The 19,448-nt window shown below is 64.1% G+C and carries 20 protein-coding genes; 8 read left to right on the forward strand and 12 right to left on the reverse strand.

The window, feature by feature from the left end; all coding sequences use genetic code 11:
• Positions 1–2 precede the first annotated feature (2 nt).
• Together phnK and ACWTU9_RS06800 are read right to left on the reverse strand one after the other, a co-directional pair.
• A complete protein-coding gene (gene phnK / locus ACWTU9_RS06795) occupies positions 3–779 on the reverse strand; it encodes a phosphonate C-P lyase system protein PhnK (protein WP_455857636.1) in 777 nt (258 codons plus the stop codon).
• On the reverse strand, positions 776–1,684 hold the full coding sequence (locus ACWTU9_RS06800) for an alpha-D-ribose 1-methylphosphonate 5-phosphate C-P-lyase PhnJ (protein WP_455857637.1): 909 nt from the start codon (positions 1,682–1,684) through the stop codon (positions 776–778). The genes phnK and ACWTU9_RS06800 overlap by 4 nt, the downstream gene beginning before the upstream one ends.
• 65 nt (positions 1,685–1,749) lie before the next feature.
• On the opposite strand from ACWTU9_RS06800, the gene ACWTU9_RS06805 reads away from it, so the two are divergent.
• Entirely contained in the window at positions 1,750–1,953 is a 204-nt protein-coding gene (locus ACWTU9_RS06805) for a hypothetical protein (protein WP_455857638.1), read from the forward strand.
• A 2-nt stretch (positions 1,954–1,955) separates the two neighbouring features.
• Here ACWTU9_RS06805 and ACWTU9_RS06810 read toward each other — a convergent pair whose 3' ends face one another.
• From ACWTU9_RS06810 to phnG, 3 genes are read right to left on the reverse strand one after another with little or no spacing between them, the layout of a single operon-like run.
• Positions 1,956–3,068, reverse strand: a complete 1,113-nt coding sequence (locus ACWTU9_RS06810) for a carbon-phosphorus lyase complex subunit PhnI (protein ID WP_455857639.1) — start codon at positions 3,066–3,068, stop codon at positions 1,956–1,958.
• A 1-nt stretch (position 3,069) separates the two neighbouring features.
• The gene (phnH, locus tag ACWTU9_RS06815; RefSeq protein WP_455857640.1) at positions 3,070–3,681 is read right to left on the reverse strand and encodes a phosphonate C-P lyase system protein PhnH; all 612 of its coding nucleotides are present in this window, start codon (positions 3,679–3,681) and stop codon (positions 3,070–3,072) included.
• Positions 3,681–4,142, reverse strand: a complete 462-nt coding sequence (gene phnG / locus ACWTU9_RS06820; RefSeq protein WP_455857641.1) for a phosphonate C-P lyase system protein PhnG — start codon at positions 4,140–4,142, stop codon at positions 3,681–3,683. The genes phnH and phnG overlap by 1 nt, the downstream gene beginning before the upstream one ends.
• A gap of 133 nt (positions 4,143–4,275) precedes the next feature.
• On the opposite strand from phnG, the gene phnF reads away from it, so the two are divergent.
• A complete protein-coding gene (gene phnF, locus ACWTU9_RS06825; protein ID WP_455857642.1) occupies positions 4,276–5,010 on the forward strand; it encodes a phosphonate metabolism transcriptional regulator PhnF in 735 nt (244 codons plus the stop codon).
• A gap of 21 nt (positions 5,011–5,031) precedes the next feature.
• On the opposite strand, the gene ACWTU9_RS06830 is transcribed toward phnF, so the two are convergent.
• The 6 genes from ACWTU9_RS06830 to ACWTU9_RS06855 form a co-directional block, all read right to left on the reverse strand.
• A complete protein-coding gene (locus ACWTU9_RS06830; RefSeq protein ID WP_455857643.1) occupies positions 5,032–6,048 on the reverse strand; it encodes a zinc-binding alcohol dehydrogenase family protein in 1,017 nt (338 codons plus the stop codon).
• Between the two features lie 63 nt (positions 6,049–6,111).
• Positions 6,112–7,077, reverse strand: coding sequence for an ABC transporter permease (locus ACWTU9_RS06835; RefSeq protein WP_455857644.1), 966 nt, complete (start codon positions 7,075–7,077; stop codon positions 6,112–6,114).
• Positions 7,074–8,627 carry a sugar ABC transporter ATP-binding protein gene (locus ACWTU9_RS06840; RefSeq protein ID WP_455857645.1) on the reverse strand — a complete coding sequence of 518 codons (1,554 nt, stop codon included), beginning with the start codon at positions 8,625–8,627 and terminating at the stop codon, positions 7,074–7,076. The genes ACWTU9_RS06835 and ACWTU9_RS06840 overlap by 4 nt, the downstream gene beginning before the upstream one ends.
• Positions 8,628–8,783: 156 nt before the next feature.
• The gene (locus ACWTU9_RS06845) at positions 8,784–9,776 is read right to left on the reverse strand and encodes a substrate-binding domain-containing protein (protein ID WP_455857646.1); all 993 of its coding nucleotides are present in this window, start codon (positions 9,774–9,776) and stop codon (positions 8,784–8,786) included.
• Between the two features lie 308 nt (positions 9,777–10,084).
• Positions 10,085–11,083, reverse strand: a complete 999-nt coding sequence (locus ACWTU9_RS06850; RefSeq protein ID WP_455857647.1) for an aldo/keto reductase — start codon at positions 11,081–11,083, stop codon at positions 10,085–10,087.
• A gap of 138 nt (positions 11,084–11,221) precedes the next feature.
• Entirely contained in the window at positions 11,222–12,727 is a 1,506-nt protein-coding gene (locus ACWTU9_RS06855) for a UxaA family hydrolase (protein WP_455857648.1), read from the reverse strand.
• A 260-nt stretch (positions 12,728–12,987) separates the two neighbouring features.
• Between ACWTU9_RS06855 and ACWTU9_RS06860 the strand changes: the two genes are divergently transcribed.
• From ACWTU9_RS06860 to ACWTU9_RS06880, 5 genes are all read left to right on the forward strand, one after another.
• Complete coding sequence (locus ACWTU9_RS06860; protein ID WP_455857649.1) at positions 12,988–13,890, forward strand: GntR family transcriptional regulator; 903 nt, start codon at positions 12,988–12,990, stop codon at positions 13,888–13,890.
• 224 nt (positions 13,891–14,114) lie between these two features.
• The gene (locus ACWTU9_RS06865; RefSeq protein WP_455857650.1) at positions 14,115–14,471 is read left to right on the forward strand and encodes a DUF2946 family protein; all 357 of its coding nucleotides are present in this window, start codon (positions 14,115–14,117) and stop codon (positions 14,469–14,471) included.
• 97 nt (positions 14,472–14,568) lie between these two features.
• A complete protein-coding gene (locus ACWTU9_RS06870) occupies positions 14,569–15,105 on the forward strand; it encodes a copper chaperone PCu(A)C (RefSeq protein WP_455857651.1) in 537 nt (178 codons plus the stop codon).
• A 37-nt stretch (positions 15,106–15,142) separates the two neighbouring features.
• On the forward strand, positions 15,143–15,661 hold the full coding sequence (locus tag ACWTU9_RS06875; RefSeq protein WP_454586061.1) for a YcnI family copper-binding membrane protein: 519 nt from the start codon (positions 15,143–15,145) through the stop codon (positions 15,659–15,661).
• Between the two features lie 52 nt (positions 15,662–15,713).
• Entirely contained in the window at positions 15,714–17,339 is a 1,626-nt protein-coding gene (locus ACWTU9_RS06880; RefSeq protein WP_455857652.1) for a copper resistance CopC/CopD family protein, read from the forward strand.
• 25 nt (positions 17,340–17,364) lie between these two features.
• Here ACWTU9_RS06880 and ACWTU9_RS06885 read toward each other — a convergent pair whose 3' ends face one another.
• On the reverse strand, positions 17,365–17,802 hold the full coding sequence (locus tag ACWTU9_RS06885) for a VOC family protein (RefSeq protein ID WP_455857935.1): 438 nt from the start codon (positions 17,800–17,802) through the stop codon (positions 17,365–17,367).
• Between the two features lie 200 nt (positions 17,803–18,002).
• Between ACWTU9_RS06885 and gndA the strand changes: the two genes are divergently transcribed.
• Positions 18,003–19,430: an NADP-dependent phosphogluconate dehydrogenase gene (gene gndA, locus ACWTU9_RS06890; protein WP_455857653.1), complete on the forward strand. Its 1,428-nt coding sequence runs from the start codon at positions 18,003–18,005 to the stop codon at positions 19,428–19,430.
• Positions 19,431–19,448 lie beyond the last annotated feature (18 nt).

Consider the following 19,448-nt stretch of genomic DNA (forward strand, 5'->3'; position numbering starts at 1 on the left):
GGTCACACCTGTAGAATGGAAGAAACGAGAAGCTGCGTGTAAGGCGCACGCGGGTCGTCGAGGACGCGGTCGGTGAGACCGCTTTCGACCACGCGGCCGTCCTTCATCACCATCATGCGCTGCGACAGAAGGCGTGCCACGGCAAGGTCGTGGGTGACGACGATCGCGGCGAGACCAAGATCGGTGACCAGACCGCGCAACAGGTCAAGCAGGCGTGCCTGCACCGAGACGTCGAGGCCGCCGGTCGGCTCGTCCATGAACACCAGCCGCGGGCCGGTGACGAGGTTGCGGGCGATCTGCAGGCGCTGGCGCATGCCGCCGGAAAAGGCGCGCGGCTCGTCGTCGATGCGGTCCTCGTCGATCTCGACGCGCGACAGCCAGTCGACGGCGGTGGCGCGGATTTTTCCATAGTGGCGATCGCCGACCGCCATCAGCCGCTCGCCGACATTGGCGCCGGCCGATACCGTCATGCGCAGGCCGTCGGCCGGGTTCTGGTGGACGAACCCCCAGTCGGTGCGCATCAGGAAGCGGCGCTCGGCCTCGCTCATCCGGTAGAGCTCGCGGTACTGACAGTCGCGCATGCGGTAGCTGGCGGTGCCGGAGGAAGGCAAGAGCCGTGTCGACAGGCAGTTGAGCAGCGTCGTCTTGCCGGAGCCGGACTCGCCGACGACAGCCAGGACTTCGCCTGGCCAAAGATCGAAGGTAACGTTCTCGCAGCCGACGCGCGAGCCGTAGAATTTGGACAGCGCCGAGACGCGCAGCAGCGGTTCGTCGGTCATTGCGCCGGCTCCAATTTTTCCGGGGTAGAATGGGTTTCCGAGATTTCCGGGGCAAGATGGCCGCGATGGCCGCCTTCGCGCCGCTTCTCGCAATGATCGGTGTCGGAGCAGACGAACATGTGGCCGCCATGGTCGTCGAGGATGACTTCGTCGAGATAGACATTCTCGGCCGCGCACAGCGCGCAGGGCTGGTCGAAGGTCTGCACCTCGAACGGATGATCCTCGAAGTCGAGGCTGACGACATCGGTGAAGGGCGGCACGGCATAGATGCGCTTTTCGCGACCGGCGCCGAACAATTGCAAGGCCGGCGAGCGGTGCATTTTGGGATTGTCGAATTTCGGCGTCGGCGAGGGGTCCATCACATAGCGGCCCTCGACCTTGACCGGATAGGCATAGGTGGTGGCGATACGGCCGTGCTTGGCAATGTCCTCGTAGAGCTTGACATGCATCAGGCCGTATTCCTCCAGCGCATGCATTTTGCGCGTCTCGGTCTCGCGCGGTTCGAGAAAGCGCAGCGGTTCGGGGATCGGCACCTGATAGACCAGCACCTGCCCGGCGCTGAGCGGATGTTCGGGGATGCGGTGGCGGGTCTGGATGATGGTAGCGGTTGCCGTGTCGGTGGTGACGGCGACATTGGCGACCTTCTTGAAGAAGGCGCGGATCGAGACGGCATTGGTGGTGTCGTCGGCGCCCTGGTCGATGACCTTCAGCACATCGTCGGGGCCGATGATCGAGGCAGTGACCTGGACGCCGCCAGTGCCCCAGCCATAGGGCATCGGCATTTCACGCGAAGCGAACGGCACCTGATAACCGGGGATGGCGATGCCCTTGAGGATGGCGCGGCGGATCATCCTTTTGGTCTGCTCGTCGAGATAGGCGAAGTTGTAGGTGGCGATGTCGGTCATGGCGATCACATCCACATTGTGCTATCGAATCGGCGTCCAGGACGCGGAAACAGGGGCGACATCGGATGACCCAAACCGGTTGGATGCATCTCGGAATCCTGCTGCTGGTGTTTGTCGGCGTGGTCGCTTTTGTTCTTCGAAGAATGGTTCTGCCCGCGCCGAGGGAGGGCGCGCACGGCGAAAACATTGGCGGCAGCAGCGGCTACGGCGGAGGGCATGGCGGCCATTCGCACGACAGCGGCGGCGGTCATGGCGGGTCGGGCGACTAGGCTCATTCCGCCGCCTCCTTCTTTTCTTCCAGGACGCCGGCATTTTCACGGGTTTCGTACTCGGCGCGCATGCGGCGCACGAGGTCGAGTTCGGCCTGGAAGTCGACATAGTGCGGCAGTTTCAGATGCTCGACGAAGCCGGTCGCCTGGACATTGTCGGAATGCGAAATGACGAACTCCTCGTCCTGCGCGGCGGCAACGACATCCTCGCCGAGTTCGGTTGCCCGCAACGCCCGGTCGCACAGCGCCATGGCCATCGCCTTGCGCTCGCTCTGCCCGAAGACCAGGCCATAGCCGCGCGTGAATTGCGGCGGCGCCTTGGCCGAACCCTTGAACTGGTTGACCATCTGGCATTCGGTGACGCGGACGCTGCCGAGCGGCACGGCGAAGGGCAGTTCCGGCACGTCGAGCTCCAGCTCGACTTCGCCGATACGAACCTCGCCGACAAAGGGGTGGTTGCGGGCATAGCCGCGTTGCGTGGAATAGCCGAGCGCCAGCAGAAACCCTTCGTCGCCGCGTGACAGCGCCTGCAGCCGGATGTCGCGCGCCATCGGAAATTCCAGTGGCTCGCGGGTGATGTCGCCGGGGACATGATCCCCAGGCATCTCGCCATCCGGCTCGATCAGACCTTCGCGGGCGAGGATCGCCGAGACGCGCGGCATTGCCTCCGCCTCGCCGGCGCGTTGCAACGGTTCGGCGACTTCGGCGCCGGCGGCAAGCTCGGGGTCGAGCAGCCGGTGCGTGTAGTCGAAGGTGGGCCCAAGCAACTGGCCACCGGGCAGGTCCTTGTAGGTTGCCGACACGCGCCGCTCGACCAGCATCGTGCCGGTATCAATGGGGTTGCTGTAGCCGAAGCGCGGCAGCGTGGTGCGGTAGGCGCGCACCAGGAAGATCGCCTCGATCATGTCGCCGCGCGCCTGGACGATGGCGAGTGCGGCCAACTCGCGATCATAGAGCGAGCCTTCGCTCATCACCCGGTCGACGCCGAGCGCCAGCTGCTCGACGATCTGGTCGAGGCGCAGTGCCGGGACCGAACGATCGCCGCGCCGGCGGTCAGCGAGCAGGCTGTGGGCATTGGCGATAGCGGCCTCACCGCCTTTTACCGCGACATACATTTTACGCCTCCATCGTCTTGATGCGCGTCGTTCGCGGCAGGCAGGCGACGCCCTCGGGCGCTGCCAGGATGATGTCGACGCCGCGCGGAAAGCGCCCGACGTTCTGCTTCCACTGTTCGACGAAATGCCGCGGCATCTGCGCCGGCGCGATGGTCGCGCTGGTTTCGATGCCGGGACCTTCGAGCAGCAGCGGGGTGCCGAAGGTGAGGTCGCTGACCCGCAGGATCAATGTCGTCGAGCGATCGGGATAGTCCTGCGTGCCTTGCGAGAAACCGTCGAGGGCTGCCATCTCCGCAGGGTTGGCGATCACAGCGAAATGCGCATCGGCCGGCGTGTTGGCGAGCGGCGCGCCGGTGTGGAAGCCAAGCCAGGATTTCACCGCCGCGGACGCCTGCAGAGCAGGGTCGAGCCAGAGCGGGGTGTCGTTGTCGCATAGCGCCAGCGCGATGGCGCCGGCGGTCGCCGACAGCGGCGCCGGCGGGCGCGCGAAGGCGGGCAAACGCTGCACGCTGCCCGGCCGCGCCATGGCGTCCATGACCGCACGGAAGACTGTCTGGGCGTTGAACACCGGATCGGCGAAGCCGCCGTCGATCGATTGGGCTGCGATATCCATCAGTCTTCTCCGCGCACCAGGGTGAAGAAATCCACTTTCGTAGCCGCCGTCTCGGCGTGGCGTTTTTTGCGCGCCTCGCCTTGGGCAGCCCGCAACGGCGACACCAGCGCGGTCTCGACCGCCTGGCGTTGCGCGGGATCCTGCCAGAGCGCGTCGGCGATCGCGGCCAGCCTCGCCTTCTTGCGGTCGCGGCCGAGCATGTAGCTGTGGCCGACCTGCCCGCTCGGCAGCCGCACGGTGGCGCGGGTGACCGTGGCTTCACCGACATTGAAGGGCGCGCCGCCGCCGCCAATCCGGCCGCGTACGGTGACCAGGCCGGTTTCAGGGCCGCGCAGAAGCTCGGCTTCCGAGGTCAGGCCGGCCTCGTTCCAGAGCCGGGCGATATCGTCGCCGCTGGCCTGCGCCAGCGTCGCCATGACGGCTTTGCGCTCGGCCTGGTCGCGCGCTTCCTGTCCTCGCATGCAGCAACTCCCTGACTATGTAAAATTTGTCTAGTGATATAGACAACTAGACAAATTATACCTATTATCTAACCCGTGTCCATGACGGGTGGATGACAGGGCGTGATCGGGGGCAAGGATGTCCGGGCAAAAGATGGTGAGCAGTATTGAACGGCGCAGCGGCGTCTCGCTGTGGCGGCAGATCGCCGACCAGATCCTGCATTCGATTGCCGCTGGCGACTTTGCCGAGAATGCCGTGCTGCCGCCGGAGGTGGCGTTGGCCGAACGCTACGGCGTCAATCGTCACACGGTGCGCAGCGCCATATCAGCCCTGGTGCAGGACGGCGTGCTTCGAGCCGAACAGGGACGCGGCACATTTGTGCTGTCGCGCAAACGGCTGTCCTATCCGATCGGCGCGCGGACGCGGTTTTCGACGGGCCTGCAAGGACAGACGTCGGAACGGCATATCGTGCTGCTTACATCAGTGGTCGAGCCGGCCAGCCAGCGCGTCGCCGAGGGGCTTGGCCTTGCCCGAGGCATCGAGGTGATCCGGCTGGAGACGCGCGGCGAGGCCGATGGACGGCCGGTGTCGCGCGCTGCCAGCTGGTACGAGGCAGAGCGTTTCGCCGGCATCGATGCCGTGATGGCGGAGACAGGATCCATCACCGCTTCGCTCAAGCGCTTCGGCATCGACGATTATCTCCGGCAGTCGACTGTTCTGTCCGCGCGCCACGCCGATGCCGCCGACCTCGCCGATCTCGATCTGCAGCCGGGCGCCATCGTGCTGGTCGCCACCGCTGTCAATGTCACGCCGGACGGCCAGCCGATCCAGTTTGCAGAAACGCGGTTTCCGGCCGAGCGGGTGGAGTTGAAGCTCTCGGCTCTGTGACCAAGGGCTCGAGACGGTAAGCTATCCGACCTCGATGACCGCCTTGATCAGGCCGGATTTCTCATGCGCCCAGCGAGCCAGATCGCGCGGCGTGCCGGCGAGCGTCGTGCGATGCGTGACGAGCTTGCCTAGCGGCACGGCGCCGTTGCGGATCGAGGCGGCGACGTGGTCGAAGTCGGCCTTGAGCGCATTGCGGCTGCCGACCAGCGTCATCTCACGTTTGTGGAACTCGGGGTCTGAGAAAACGATGTCGTCCTTGACGACGCTGACCAGCACCAGCATGCCGCCATGCGCGACATGAGCGAAGGCCGACTCCACGGAGGCGGTGTTGCCGGTGGCGTCGAAGACGACATCGAAGCCCTCGCCGCCGGTAGCGTCCCGCACCAACTCGGCTGCCGCTTTTTGTGAGCCGTCGAGCGTCGCGAAGCCGAGCTCGTTTGCGGCGAAAGCCAGCCGCTCGCTGCTCATGTCGAGCAGGCTGACGTCGAGCCCGGCGATACCGGCGAAGATGGCCGTGCCGAGCCCGATCGGGCCGGCGCCGATCACCAGCGTGCGGGCCCCCGGTTCGGCGCGGGCGCGGCGAACGGCATGCGCGCCGATGGCGAGGAATTCGACAGCGGCGGCGTCCGCCAACGACAAGCCGTTGGTCGGATAGAGATTTTGTGCCGGGACAAGAATTTGCTCGGCCATGGCGCCGTCACGATGGACGCCGAGCACCTCGATCTTGACGCAGCAATTGGGCTTGCCGTGCCGGCAGGCGATGCATTTGCCGCACGCGAGATAGGGGTTGATGACGACCGGTTCACCGATGGCCAGATCAACGCCTTCGCCGGCCTCGACGACGGTGCCCGACACCTCGTGGCCCATGATGCGGGGGTAGGCGAGGAACGGGTGCTTGCCCTCGAAGATGTGGTAGTCCGTGCCGCATATGCCGACATGGCTGACCGCGACCAGCGCCCAACCCGCAGGCGGCGCGCCGGGTGCGGCGCGATCTTCCAGGACAAGATCGCCGGGCGAGCGGCAGATAACGGCTTTCATTCAGCAATTCCAGTGTTCAAAAAGGCGCCGGTCCGTCGAGCGGACCGGCGCAGTCAGGGAGGATTATTTGCCGCGACGGCGCAGGCCGTCGAAGTAGACGATGACGATGATCAGCACACCGGTGATGATACGCTGCCAGAAGGCGTTGACGTTAAGCAGGTTGGCGCCGTTGTTGATGGTGGCGAGGATGAAGGCGCCGAGCAGCGGACCGTGCACCGAGCCGACCGCGCCGAACAGCGAGGTGCCGCCGATCACCGACGAGGCGATCGCCTGCAGCTCCCAGCCCTCGGCCTGGGTCGGGTTGCCGATGCCGATGCGCGAGGCGAGCAGCACGCCGACGAATGCCGCGCAGAGACCCGAGAGCGTGTAGGCCATGAAGATGGTGCGCTGGACGTTGACGCCGGACAGGCGCGAGGCCTCGGCGTTCGACCCGACCGAGAACAGGTACCGGCCCCAGCGGCTGTGATGCAGGAAGACATAGGCGGGTATGCCGACCAGCAGGACCATCCAGAACAGATTGGGGATGCCGAGGAAGGAGTTGCGCGAGAATTCCTGGAAAGCATCATTGTTGATCGAGATCGAGTTGCCGTTGGTCATCAAAAGGCCAATACCGCGCAGCGAGGTCAGCGTCGCCAGCGTGATGATGAAGGGCGGCAGGCCCATCTTGACGATGCCGAAGCCGTGGAACAGGCCGATGGCGACGCCGACCAGCAGGGTGAGCAGAATGGCGAGGAAGACCGGGACGCCGGCATTGATCAACATCGCGGCGATGACGGTGGCGAAGCCGACCACCGCGCCGACAGACAGATCGATGCCGCCGGTGATGATGACGAAGGTCTGGCCGACCGCCAAAATGGCGATCATCGAACCCTGACGCAGCAGATTCGAGATGTTGTTGGCCGACGCGAAGCTCGATGTGGATAACGACAGGATGACCCACAGCAGCACCAGCAACGCCAGCAGCGTCAGTCCGAACAGGGCGTTGTAATTGCGCTTCGGTTTTTCGGCAGGAATCGCCTCGGTGCTCATGTCTTTCCTCCCAACTTTTCTTGTTTCTCGGCGAGCGCCTGTGAAAGAATGTCCTCGTGATCGGCGGTGTGGAACCCGTGCGTGGCCACCAGCTTGCCGCGGCGGAACACGTGCAGCGTGTCGGCCAGTTCATAGACCTCCGGCAAATAGGACGAGATTAGGATGATGCCGGCGCCCTTCGACAAGAGCGCGCTGAACAGGCGGTAGATTTCCGCCTTGGTGCCGACATCGACGCCAACCGTCGGCTCGTCGAAGATGAACAGCTCGGCGCCATGGGCCAGCCATTTGCCGATGACGATCTTTTGCTGATTGCCGCCGGAAAGGCTGGAAGCCAACGCATGGCGCGTCGGCGTCTTGATCCTGAGGCCAGCGATCTGGCGGTCGGCCTCAGCCTTCTCTTTCGCGTTCGATATCAACAGATTGTTGGAGATGCGCTTGTAGATCGGCAGGTTGAGGTTGAGGCCGACCGGCAAATTGAGACAAAGGCCCTGGTCGCGGCGGCTTTCCGGCGCCAGCGCCATGCCGAGCTTGATCGCGTCATGCTCGGAGTTGATCTGGACGTCCTTGCCTTCCCACAGGACCTGGCCGGCCGACTTCTTGTGCCGGCCATAGAGCGTGGTGACGAATTCGCTGCGCCCGGCGCCGATCAGGCCGTAGAGCCCGACGATCTCGCCGGCACGGACTGTCATCGACACGTTTTCGAAGCCCTTGCCCGAGAGGTTCCTGGCCTCGACGATCGCGGCACCCGGAGTGAAATGCTCCTTGTGGTAGATTTGTTCGATCGAGCGGTTGATCATCAGCTTGACCAGTTCTGCGTCATTGGTCTCGCTGATGTTCCTGGTGCCGACCAGCGTGCCGTCGCGCAGCACCGAAACACGATCGGCGAGCTCGAACACCTCCTCCATCCGGTGGCTGATATAGATGATTGTCACGCCTTCGGACTTCAGGCGGCGGATCAAGGTGAAGAGCTGGTCGGCCTCCTTACGGGTCAGGTAGGCGGTCGGCTCGTCGAAGATCAGGAATTTGGTGCCGCGCACGGTGGCGCGGGCGGCGGCGATCAGCTGCTGCTGGCCGATGGTCAGATCGCCCAATGTGACATGCGCCGGCAAGTCGAAGCCGAGATCATCGATGATCTTCTGCGCTTCCTTGACCATGGCGCGCTGCTGCAGGATGCCGAAGCGCGAATTCTCCTCGCCGAGGAACATGTTGGCGGCGACGGTCAGATGACGACAGAGCACAACTTCCTGATGGACGGCGTTGATGCCGAGCGCCATCGCCTCATGCGGGGTCGCCAGTGCAGCCGGTTGGCCCTCCCAGATCACTTCTCCGGAGGTGCGCGGCATGACGCCGGTCAAAAGCTTGATGAGCGTGGATTTGCCGGCACCGTTCTCGCCGACGATGGCGTGGATCTCGCTTGCCTTGAAGGCAAGGTCCACCGGCTTCAAGGCGTGAGTGCCGGGATAACGCTTTTCCAGCCCGCGCAATTCGAGGATGGTCCTGCCGGGCTCCAGCGCGGGAGCCGGATGCAGTTCGTGCGCCGTCGGCGTCATGGCGATCCTCCCAGATTGGCCTCGCGGCTGGCACCCGGCGAGGCTGTGATCGTCTTTTCAAACAGCCTAACCGAAGCCGGCCGATTGCCAAGCCGCTTGTGGCGGCGGATGTTTCCGGGGCGCGACGCCCCGGAAACGGTTTCGAACACCGGCTGCTTAGAGCTTCGGATTGAGCAGCGCGTCGATCTTGGGATCCTTCATGTTGTCCTTGGTCACGAGATTGGCACCGGTGTCGACGTTTGCCTCCACCTTCTCGCCCTTCGAGGCGGCGAGCGCGGTCTTGATGCCGTCATAGCCCATCCGGTACGGATCCTGGACGACGAGGCCGGAAATGACGCCATCATTGAGGAACTTGATCAGCTTCTCGTCGCTGTCGAAGCCGATCAGCCCGACCTTGCCGGCAAGGTTGTTCTCGGCGATCGCCTGGCCGACGCCTTGCGCCATGATCAGGTTTGACGCGAAGATGCCCTTCAGGTCCGGATTGGCAGTGATCAGGTCGGTCGCGATGTTGAGGCCGGTGGTGGCCTGGCCGTCGGCGTATTTGTCGGCGATCAGTTCGAGGCCGGGATATTTGGCCTTGAGCTGTTCCTTGAAGCCTTGCGCGCGCTGTTCGAGCGAGCCGGCGCCGGGGAGCGCGGTGATAAGCGCAACCTTGCCCTCGACCTTGCCGCCGTTGGCGGCGCCGATCGCGGCGGCGAGACCGTCAGCTGCGACGCGGCCGCCCTGCACGTTGTCGGTGGTCAGGAACGAGGTGAAGGCCTTGGAGTCGGCGCCGGAGTCGATGCCGATGACCTTGACCTTGGCCGCGGCCTCGTCGATCGGCTTGCCGAGCGCCTTGGCTTCGGTCGGCGCGATGACGACGGCGGCCGGGTTGCCGGCGACGGCGTTCTCGAGGATCGAGATCTGGCCGTTGACGTCGGTCTCAGCCTGGGCGCCGAGCTCCGGCACATTGACGCCGAGATCCTTGCCCGCCTTGCGGGCGCCGGCCAGGACGATCTGCCAATAGAAGGACGTGGTGTCCTTGACGATGATCGGAATGGTCACGTCCGCCGCCGAAGCCGGCGCCGTGTGCAGCGCGCCGGCAAGCATCGAGGCGGCTGCAAGCGCAACAAGTGAGCGGCGGTTGAGAATGCTGGTCACGAATTTCATTAGGAATCCTCCCTAGATCGCCCGGTGAAGGTTACGGAAGCTCCATTCGGATAGGCGTGGCCCCAACGGAACTTTATCAATAAAAAACAGTTGCCGCTTTTTGATAGTGCATCGACCCAGCCGACGCAAGCGGTGTTTCATATCGGCCTGCACATGGCTCGGCGGCGAAGGAAGTCTCCCTTACCGATCCTCCGTGGCACGTTCCGACGCTCCCGATCCTCCACGACCGCTATGGAATATTAATTCCATCGATCAGTCAATATGGAATGTTCATTCTTTCTTGAGAATCGGGTGAGCGTGGCTTTTCGTCAGCCGAGCTCCTGCACGATGGTGTATGGAGCGTAGCGGGCGAATTCTGTTTGCGGCACCTTGATGTCGAACAGGTCGAGATTGCGTGTCAGGTTGGCGGCTTTGGCCGTTCCGGTCAGCACGCTGGCCACGACAGGTTCGTGCAGTGGAAACTGCAACGCCGCCGCCGCCAGCGGATAGCCGCCCTCATCAGCGATTTTCTCCATCGCGCCGACACGCTCGAGTATGTCCTGCGTCGCCGGCGCATAGTCGAAATGGGCGCCATGCACCGGCCCGGTCGCGAGGATGCCGGAGTTGAAGACACCGCCGATGATCAGCGTGGTCTGGCGCTGACGGCAAAGTGGCAGCAGCTCGGCCTCGGCCGAGCGGTCGAGCAGCGAATAGCGGCTGGCGAGCAGGATGCAGTCGAGCGGCGCTTCGCGCAGAACGTCGAGGCAGATTTGCACCTCGTTGACGCCGAGCCCGTAGGCGGAAATCACGCCGGACGATTTCAGCTCTTCCAGCGCCTTCAGGCCGCCATCCATCAGCTGGCGAAAGTGCAGCTTCGTCTTCTCGACGCCATGCGTATAGGCGCCAATGTCGTGGACAAACAGGATGTCTATCCGGTTTAGCCCGAGCCGCGCGTAGGAGAACTCGACCGAGCGCATGATACCGTCATAGGAATAGTCGTAGTCGAGCGCGAAAGGCAGCGGGTCGACATAGGAGTGATCGGGAACCTGGTCTTCCGGCACGGGACGGAACAGCCGTCCGACCTTGGTCGACAAGACATAGGAATCCCGCGGCTTGTAGCGCAGGAAATCGCCGGTCCGACGTTCCGACAGGCCAAAGCCATAGAAGGGCGCGGTGTCGAAATAGCGCAGGCCGGCCTCCCAGGCGGTCTGCAGCGTTTCCATCGCCGCCTCGCGCGGGCAGGCCCGGTAGAGACCGCCGATGGCCGCACCGCCAAAACTTATCTCGGTGACCTCGAGCGCAGTCGTGCCGATGCGGCGTTTGTTCATCCGAAGCCTCCCCGAGAGCATTTCGCCATTTCAAGAAAACGGCGGACTGTTTTGACGCAATTCCGGACGGAAAACCGATTGCACTTTTCCTGGAATTGCTCTGCGGGCTGTCTTTTGCGGCCCATGTTTTTTTGGTGTTTACAGCGTGGCGCCGAGATGCCACGGCACGAATTCGTTGTCGCCGTAGCCGAACGCCTCGCTCTTGGTCTTGCGGCCCGACGCCGTCTCGACGATCAGCTCGAAGAGCTCGCGGCCCATGCCGGCGATGGTCTTTTCACCCGAAGCGATGACGCCGCAATTGACGTCCATGTCCTCTTCCATCTGCTGATACATGGTCGAGTTGGTGGCGACCTTGATCGAGGGCGTCGGCCGGCAGCCGAAGCAGGAGCCGCGGCCGGTGGTGAAGACGATGATGTTGGCGCCGCCGGCCACCTGGCCTGTCGCCGAGACCGGGTCGTAGCCGGGCGTGTCCATGAACACCAGGCCGCTGCCGGTGACCTTCTCGGCATAGCCGAAGACGCCGTTGAGCGGCGTCTGGCCGCCCTTGGCGACCGCGCCCAGCGACTTTTCCAGAATGGTGGTCAGGCCGCCGCGCTTGTTGCCGGGCGAAGGGTTGTTGTCGATCGACGCGCCATGCTTGGCGACATGCTCTTCCCACCATTTGATATAGCCGTCGAGCTTGGCGGCGATTTCAGGCGTCGCCGCGCGATAGGCGAGCAGATGCTCGGCGCCATAGATCTCCGTTGTCTCGGACAGGATGCCGATGCCGCCAACGCCGGCCAGGATGTCGACGGCCGCACCCAGCGCCGGATTGGCCGTGATGCCCGACATACCGTCGGAGCCGCCGCATTGCAGACCGACGACGATCTCGCTGACGGGGATCGGCTCACGCTGCAATGTACCGACTTCCTCGGCGATTTCCGCCAGCACGCCCATCGCCTTTTCCACCGATTTGCGCGACCCGCCGGCGTCCTGGATGTTGAAATGGCGTTTTCCGGCCGCAGCACCCTTCTGGCCGTAAAGGGTAAGCTGGTTGACCTCGCAGCCGAGGCCGACCATCAGTACGCCGCCGAAGTTCGGATGACGGGTATAGCCGGCGAGCGTGCGGTGCAGCACCATCATGCCGTCACCGGTGCCGCTCATGCCGCAGCCCTGGCCGTGGACGATCGGCACGAAGCCGTCGATCCCCGGATATTTCGGCAACAGCACACGATTGGCCTCATCGGCAATGGCGTGGCAGACGGTAGCCGAGCAGTTTACGCTGGCTATGATGCCGATGAAGTTGCGGGTGCCGGCACGGCCGTCGGCGCGGCGATAGCCCATGAAGGTTCTGACACGGTCGGCGTCCGTCGCGTGTTCGGCCTCGCTTGGCGGCACCACCGGCAGGCGGCCGCTCTCGAAAACCAGATTGTGCGAATGGACGTGGTCGCCTGGCGCGATGTCTATCGTGGCGCGGCCGATGGCCTGGGCATACTTGACCACCGCCTCGCCGGCGGCGATAGGCTTGATCGCCACCTTGTGGCCGGGCTCGATCAAGGCCGTGGCAACGGCGCCGCCGGGAAGCGCGGTGCCGATCTCGATGCGGCCATTGGCGACCGCGACATTGTCGGCGGGGGACAGAAGAATGCTGTTCGAGGCGTTCACGGGCAGTTTCCTGGGTCTGTTCCTGGGGGATGCGCGGATTGACACGCGTCTGTTTACATATAATGTCTTTTATCGGGAAAAAACATTTTTGCGTCAATTGTTTTTTCAGGGGGAGAGACCATGCATCCGATGGACGCGTGGGTTGTAGGAAGCCGCGTCTGACACGCACAGCGTTTTGCTTTGCTGGGTCATGCGCGAGGACATGGTGATATCGCGCTTCAAGCCAGCCACAGCAAGCGCCGGCGCGCAACGGGGCAGGGATGTCGAAGAGCAACAACGTTTACAAGGACGCCTATAACAGAGGTCTGCGGCTGCTCGATGAAACGCAGAGCCTGCCGTCGGAACCGGAGCTTGGCACTATGCTCGGCGTCAGCCGCACCACGGTGCGCACCATCCTGGCGCGCATGGAAGAGACCGGGCTGATAGCGTGGAACAAACGCAGCAAGACAGTGCTCAGGGCGCCGAAGCCGGATGATTTCTTCCCCGAGGAGGAAACCGACACGCTGGCCCAGATCATCGAGCGCTCGTTCATGCGCAGGCTGCTCGCCGGCGGCGCCGAGGCCGGGATGCAGATCAATGAGCTCGAGCTGGCGCGCGAGATCGGCGTCGGCACCACCAGCGTGCGCGAATTCCTGATCCGGTTCTCCCGCTTCGGCCTGATCGAGAAACGGCGCAACAGCCACTGGGTCCTGAAGGGCTTTACGCGAGCCTTTGCGCTGGAACTGACCGAAATCCGCGAAATGTTCGAGATACGCTCGGCGGCAGCCTTTGCCGCCTTGCCGCAGGACAGTCCGGTCTGGGCCGACCTCGACCGGCTGGAGGACGAGCACCGGCTTCTGGCCAGCGAGATCTCCACCCGCTTCAACGAATTCTCGGAGCTCGACGAACGCTTCCACCGGCTGATCCACCGCGCCTCGCACAACCGCTTCATCGTCGATTTCTACGACGTCATCGCCATGATCTTCCACTATCACTACCAGTGGAACAAGGCGCAGGAACGCGAGCGCAATGAAGTCGCGGTGAGCGAGCATCTCGCCTATATCGCCGCGCTGAAATCGCGCGATCTCGGCAAGGTCGACGTTGCCTGCCGCAAGCATCTGAAGTCGGCGCGCCACACGCTGCTGACCTCGATCCCGGAGATTGGCGGCCGCACCGTTTCCTGAGCGCGCGACGCGCTCAGGAGTCTTGCCTATGCACGTCGTTATCCCAAGACCGCTGCGCACCCCCGGGTCGAGCCCGAGGGCATGCTTTTGGGCGACATGCATTGAACGCGCCGCGTTGCCGCAGCGATGATTTGGCGATTTTCCGGCTGCGAGTCGCGTGCTAGGTATTTGCCGTTGCTGCGTGAAGAGGCAGGTCTTTGAACATCCGGCGTAAGAGATGGAGCATGACGGCCGCGTTTGTCGCGGCCTGTGTGTTGCTGCTCCAGTCGACGCTCGGCGCGTTCGCTTTCGGCGCGGCGCCGGGCGCCTCGCAACTCGATGCCTTCGGCAATGTCATCTGCACCCATGAGGGGGCGGTCAAGCGTCCCGGTGGCGATCCGCACCAACAGCATATGCCGGCATGCTGCATGCTTGGCTGCAGCATGGTGTCAGCTGCCTATGCGCCGCCACCGGGTGTCGGCATAGGGCCGGTCAGCCTGTCCTTTGAATCGGTCGCCTTTGTCGTTCCGGTAGCCAGGCATCTGGACTTCACACGCGAGCGTTCTCCGGCCAATCCACGCGCGCCGCCGCTTACCGTCTGAAAACTGCCTCGCGTAACTTGCGCGAGCGACAATCATCCAATGATCGACATCGTTTGCGACCGGCAACGGCGCGACCTCACATCCATGGAGCCTAGCCATGTCCCGTTTTCTTCGTGCCACCGCGTCGCGCTGCACGCATTTCCTCCGCACACTCGAGCGCCGTCTTGGCGGCGCCGTCTTCGCCTTCGCCTTGTTGTTCGTCGGCGCCCATTCCGTCCTTGCGCATGAATTCAAGGGCGGCGACATCGAGATCGAGCATCCCTGGTCGCGCGCCACGCCGGCGGGCGCCAAGGTCGCCGGCGGCTACTTCACCATCGTCAACAAGGGCAGCGCGCCGGACCGGCTGCTGTCGATTTCCTCCGATATCTCGGCAAAAGCCGAACTGCATGAAATGGGGGTGAAGGATGGCGTCATGACCATGCGCCCGGTCGAGGGCGGCCTTGAAATCCCGGCGGGCGGCAAGGTCACGCTGGGTCCCGGCGCCTACCACATCATGTTCATGGATCTGAAGCAGCCGCCCAAGGAGGGCCAGATGTTTGCCGCCACGCTCACTTTCGAGAAGGCCGGAACGGTGAACGTCGAGTTCGCCGTGCAAGCCATCGGCAGCGCACCGCCCCAGGAAGACAACGACTGACCAATTGTTGCCAAGCGATTTTTCGAGAGGGACCATCATGAACAAGTATCTTTTGTCGGCCGCTGCATGTCTCGTCCTGGGGACAAGTGCCGCCTTCGCCCATATCACGCTCGAAACCCAGGAGGCGCCCGTCGGCTCGACCTACAAGGCCGTGCTGCGCGTGCCGCATGGCTGCGACGGTAAGGCGACGACTGCCGTGCGAGTGCAGATACCGGAAGGGGTCATTGCGGTGAAGCCGATGCCGAAGCCGGGCTGGACGCTGCAGGTCAAGAAGGGCAAATACGAGAAGTCCTACCAGCTCTATGGCGAGGCGGTGACGTCGGGCGTGAAGGAGGTCGACTGGAGCGGCGGCAGCCTGCCTGACGAATTTTATGACGAGTTTGTCTTCCGCGGCACGCTGGCCCCCGATCTGCCGGCCGGTCAAAAACTCTATTTTCCGGTGGTGCAGGAATGCGATGGCGCCACTACGCGTTGGATAGAGATTCCGGCGGCTGGTCAGGATGAGGATGCGCTGGAAGATCCGGCGCCCGGCCTCAACCTGCTGCCCAAGAAGTGATGCATTGGTGGCGCGCTGCTTCGAAGCGGCGCGCCGCTGTTTGGTGGATGGCATGAGCGTGGCCTGTTTCCAGCGGATAGGGCGGACAGTCGGCAGGTGCCTCGGCCTGCTGGTTGCGATCCTGCTGCTTGCCGTCCTCGCTACGCCAAACCAGGCCCTTGCCCATGCGGCGCTGATCAAGGCCGAGCCGGCCGACGGGGCGGTGCTGGAGCAGGCGCCGACGCAGTTTTCGCTGACCTTCAGCGAGCCGGTGTCGCCGCTGGTGCTGACCTTGGTGCGGCCCGACGGCTCGCCTGTTGCTCTGACCTCGTTCAGGCTCAACGACCAGACGGTTGCGATCGACAATCCGCAAAAGCTCGGGCCGGGCACACATGTGCTGAGCTGGCGGGTGATTTCCGCCGACGGCCATCCGGTCGGCGGTTCCGTGCTGTTTTCCGTCGGCGCGCCAAGTTCCGTGCCGGCGACGGGGGAGGCCGTTGACCTGGATCTGCGGTCGGCAATATGGACCGCCAAGCTTCTTCTCTACATCGGCCTCTTCCTCGGTGTCGGCGGCGCCTTCGCGCTGACCTGGCTGGCGCAAGGCGTGCGCTGGGGTCAGCGCTGCGTCATTGCCGCCATCCTGTGCGGCCTTGTCGTCGCACCCTTGTCGCTTGGTTTCCAGGGGCTGGATGCGCTGGGTGCGCCGCTCGCCCAGCTGACGCAGCCGCTGATCTGGCGCACCGGCCTCGCCACCAGCTTTGGCTGGACGGTGATGATCGGGCTGGCGGCGCTCGGGCTTGGCCTGCTGTCGCTGGCCGGGCCGCGCGCCGGCGCCAAGCCGCTGGCGCTCGCCGGACTGGCCGGTGTGGGCGTAGCTCTTGCCGCCAGCGGCCATGCCAGTGCGGCAGAGCCGCAATGGCTGACGCGGCCGATGGTGTTCCTGCACGGCACCGGCATCGCCTTCTGGGCCGGGGCGTTGCTGCCGCTCGGCCTGGCACTGAACAGCCAATCGGCGGAGGCCGGCGCGTTCCTGCGGCGGTTTTCACGCACGATCCTGCCTGTGGTGGCGGTGCTTGCAGGGGCGGGCGTCGTGCTCGCCATCATCCAGGTGCAGACGCCGGCGGCACTGGTCGACACCGCCTATGGCCGGCTGCTGGTCATCAAGCTGGCGCTGCTGGTGTTTCTGTTCACCTTGGCGGCGGTCAATCGCTGGCGGCTCACCGCCTCGGCCGAGGCAGGCGCGACGGAAGTGCGGCGCCGGCTCACCCGTTCGATCTCAGTCGAAATGCTGATCGTGCTTCTGATCTTCGGCGTTGCCGCGGGCTGGCGCTTCACGCCGCCGCCACGGGCGCTGGCCATCGCTGCGGCACAGCCGGCGTCGATCCATATCCACACACTGAAGGCGATGGCCGATCTCGACATCACGCCCGGCCATTCCGGCCCAGTTGCCGCCTCCATCGTCATCATGGACGGCGATTTCGGACCGCTCGACGCCAAGGAGGTGACGCTGGTGCTGTCCAAGCCCGATTCCGGCATCGAGCCGATCAAGCGTCCGGCGACCAAACCCGGCGACGGCACCTGGCGCATCGACAATCTCGTCATTCCGGTTCCGGGCCGGTGGACGGCGCGGCTCGATATTCTGGTTTCGGATCTCGAGGTGATAAAGATCGAGGCGCCTATCGACATCCGCGCAAAGTAATATTCAGCCGGCCCGCGAAGGGCGCTCAGCCGAGCTCCTGGGCGAGCCCGATGAGATGCCCTTCAGGCCCACGGATGTAGCAGAGCCGATAAACGTCTTTGTACTGGACGACTTCGCCTACGAGTTGCGCGCCGCGTTTACGGAGCCTTTCAAGGGTGTCGTCGATGTCGTCCACGGCAAACATGACGCGGAGGTAGCCCAGAGCGTTGACCGGGGCGTTGCGGTGATCGGCGACGACAGGCGGCGTCAGGAAACGGGAGAGCTCGAGCCGGCTGTGGCCGTCCGGCGTGCGCATCATGGCAATCTCGACGCGCTGATCGCCCAGTCCGGTGACACGTCCGGACCATTCTCCTTCGATCGTGGCCCGCCCTTCGAGCTCGAGGCCGAGCTCGCGAAAGAAGGCAACCGTCTCTTCGAGGTCATCGACGACGATTCCTACATTGTCCATCCGTTTGACTGCCATATGTCCAACGTAACGCCGGATGTTCAATCGGCAAGGCGTCACCTGGCCTCCCAACGGACACTTCCTGACTCGGCTCGACCTCAAGTCTCACGCAACGCGGGTCGTCACAATTCAGCGAAGCGGTTGACGCGGCGCGAAAGGCCCGTCAATCATCGCCGCAAAACGCGACCTCAACAAAATCCGAAAGCAGGGAAGAAACGATGGAAAAAGCCGAAATCGGCCTGATCGGCCTTGGCACGATGGGCTCCAACCTGGCGCTCAACATTGCCGAGCACGGGCATCGCATCGCCGTCTTCAACCGCACCAAGGCGCGCACCGACGCCTTCCTCGAAAGTGCTGGCGCGCTCAGGGATAGGGTGGTGCCCTGCTACAGCCTGGAGGAGCTTGCTGACGCTATCCGACCGCCTCGGCCGATCATCATCATGGTGCTGGCCGGCAAGCCGGTCGACGAGCAGATCGCGTCCTTGCGCGGCGTGCTGTCGGCCAACGACATCGTCATCGATGCCGGCAACGCCAATTTCCGCGACACGATGCGGCGCTTTTCCGAGCTGTCCGGCTCGGGCCTCACCTTCATCGGCATGGGCGTGTCCGGCGGCGAGGAAGGTGCACGCCACGGCCCGTCGATCATGGTCGGCGGCACCGAAGAATCCTGGAAGCGCGTCGAAAGCGTGCTGACGGCGATCTCGGCCAAATTCAAGGGCGAACCGTGCGCTGCCTGGCTCGGCACCGACGGCGCCGGGCATTTCGTGAAAACCATCCACAACGGCATCGAATATGCCGACATGCAGATGATCGCCGAGATCTACGGCATCCTGCGCGACGGCCTCGGTATGGGGCCGAAGGAGATCGGCACCGTCTTTGAAAACTGGAACAAGGGCCGGCTCGATTCGTATTTGATCGAGATCACCGCCAAGGTTCTGGCCGCCGACGATGCAAAAACCGGCAAGCCGGTGGTCGACATCATCCTCGACCGCGCCGGCCAGAAGGGCACCGGCAAATGGTCTGTCATCGAGGCGCAGCAGCTTGGTATTCCGGCGACAGCGATCGAGGCGGCGGTTGCGGCGCGCGTGCTGTCCTCGATCAAGGACGAGCGCCAGGCGGCAGAAAAGGCCTATGGCAATATCGGCGTGACCAAGATTTCCGGCGACAAGGCGGCAGTTCTGAAAGACCTGGAGCTGGCGCTGCTCGCCGGCAAGATCGCCGCCTATGCGCAAGGTTTCGCGGTGATGAGCGGCGCCTCGAAGGAGTTCAACTGGAACCTGCCGATGCCGACCATCGCCAAGATCTGGCGCGCCGGCTGCATCATCCGCTCGCAGATGCTCGACACGATGGCGGAAGCCTTCGGCTCCGGCGGCGCTGCCACCAACCTTCTGATGGCGCCGGCTTTCATCGCCATGATGCAGGAGGCGCATCCGTCGCTCCGGCGCATCGTCGCCAGGGCATCGGAGGCCGGCTCGCCGGTGCCGGCACTGGCCTCGGCGCTCGCCTATTTCGACAGCTACCGCCAGGGCCGCGGCACCTCGAACCTGATCCAGGCGCAGCGCGATTTCTTCGGCGCTCACGGTTTCGAGCGCATCGGCGAGCAGGGCGCATTCCATGGACCATGGGGCAGCGGCGCTGCCGGCTAGAGTCAGGTGATGCCGGCC

This window comes from Mesorhizobium sp. 128a, from assembly GCF_053848025.1.

Bases quoted from the DNA above. Each gene is read 5' to 3' on its own strand.
- phnH (WP_455857640.1), bottom strand. From the start codon at position 3,681: ATGGATATCGCAGCCCAATCGATCGACGGCGGCTTCGCCGATCCGGTG.
- ACWTU9_RS06835 (WP_455857644.1), bottom strand. From the start codon at position 7,077: ATGAGCACCGAGGCGATTCCTGCCGAAAAACCGAAGCGCAATTACAAC.
- phnG (WP_455857641.1), bottom strand. From the start codon at position 4,142: ATGCGAGGACAGGAAGCGCGCGACCAGGCCGAGCGCAAAGCCGTCATG.
- ACWTU9_RS06865 (WP_455857650.1), top strand. From the start codon at position 14,115: ATGACGGCCGCGTTTGTCGCGGCCTGTGTGTTGCTGCTCCAGTCGACG.
- ACWTU9_RS06805 (WP_455857638.1), top strand. From the start codon at position 1,750: ATGACCCAAACCGGTTGGATGCATCTCGGAATCCTGCTGCTGGTGTTT.
- gndA (WP_455857653.1), top strand. From the start codon at position 18,003: ATGGAAAAAGCCGAAATCGGCCTGATCGGCCTTGGCACGATGGGCTCC.
- ACWTU9_RS06875 (WP_454586061.1), top strand. From the start codon at position 15,143: ATGAACAAGTATCTTTTGTCGGCCGCTGCATGTCTCGTCCTGGGGACA.
- ACWTU9_RS06830 (WP_455857643.1), bottom strand. From the start codon at position 6,048: ATGAAAGCCGTTATCTGCCGCTCGCCCGGCGATCTTGTCCTGGAAGAT.
- ACWTU9_RS06885 (WP_455857935.1), bottom strand. From the start codon at position 17,802: ATGGCAGTCAAACGGATGGACAATGTAGGAATCGTCGTCGATGACCTC.
- phnK (WP_455857636.1), bottom strand. From the start codon at position 779: ATGACCGACGAACCGCTGCTGCGCGTCTCGGCGCTGTCCAAATTCTAC.
- ACWTU9_RS06800 (WP_455857637.1), bottom strand. From the start codon at position 1,684: ATGACCGACATCGCCACCTACAACTTCGCCTATCTCGACGAGCAGACC.
- ACWTU9_RS06840 (WP_455857645.1), bottom strand. From the start codon at position 8,627: ATGACGCCGACGGCGCACGAACTGCATCCGGCTCCCGCGCTGGAGCCC.
- ACWTU9_RS06860 (WP_455857649.1), top strand. From the start codon at position 12,988: ATGTCGAAGAGCAACAACGTTTACAAGGACGCCTATAACAGAGGTCTG.
- ACWTU9_RS06850 (WP_455857647.1), bottom strand. From the start codon at position 11,083: ATGAACAAACGCCGCATCGGCACGACTGCGCTCGAGGTCACCGAGATA.
- ACWTU9_RS06880 (WP_455857652.1), top strand. From the start codon at position 15,714: ATGAGCGTGGCCTGTTTCCAGCGGATAGGGCGGACAGTCGGCAGGTGC.
- ACWTU9_RS06845 (WP_455857646.1), bottom strand. From the start codon at position 9,776: ATGAAATTCGTGACCAGCATTCTCAACCGCCGCTCACTTGTTGCGCTT.
- ACWTU9_RS06810 (WP_455857639.1), bottom strand. From the start codon at position 3,068: ATGTATGTCGCGGTAAAAGGCGGTGAGGCCGCTATCGCCAATGCCCAC.
- phnF (WP_455857642.1), top strand. From the start codon at position 4,276: ATGGTGAGCAGTATTGAACGGCGCAGCGGCGTCTCGCTGTGGCGGCAG.
- ACWTU9_RS06870 (WP_455857651.1), top strand. From the start codon at position 14,569: ATGTCCCGTTTTCTTCGTGCCACCGCGTCGCGCTGCACGCATTTCCTC.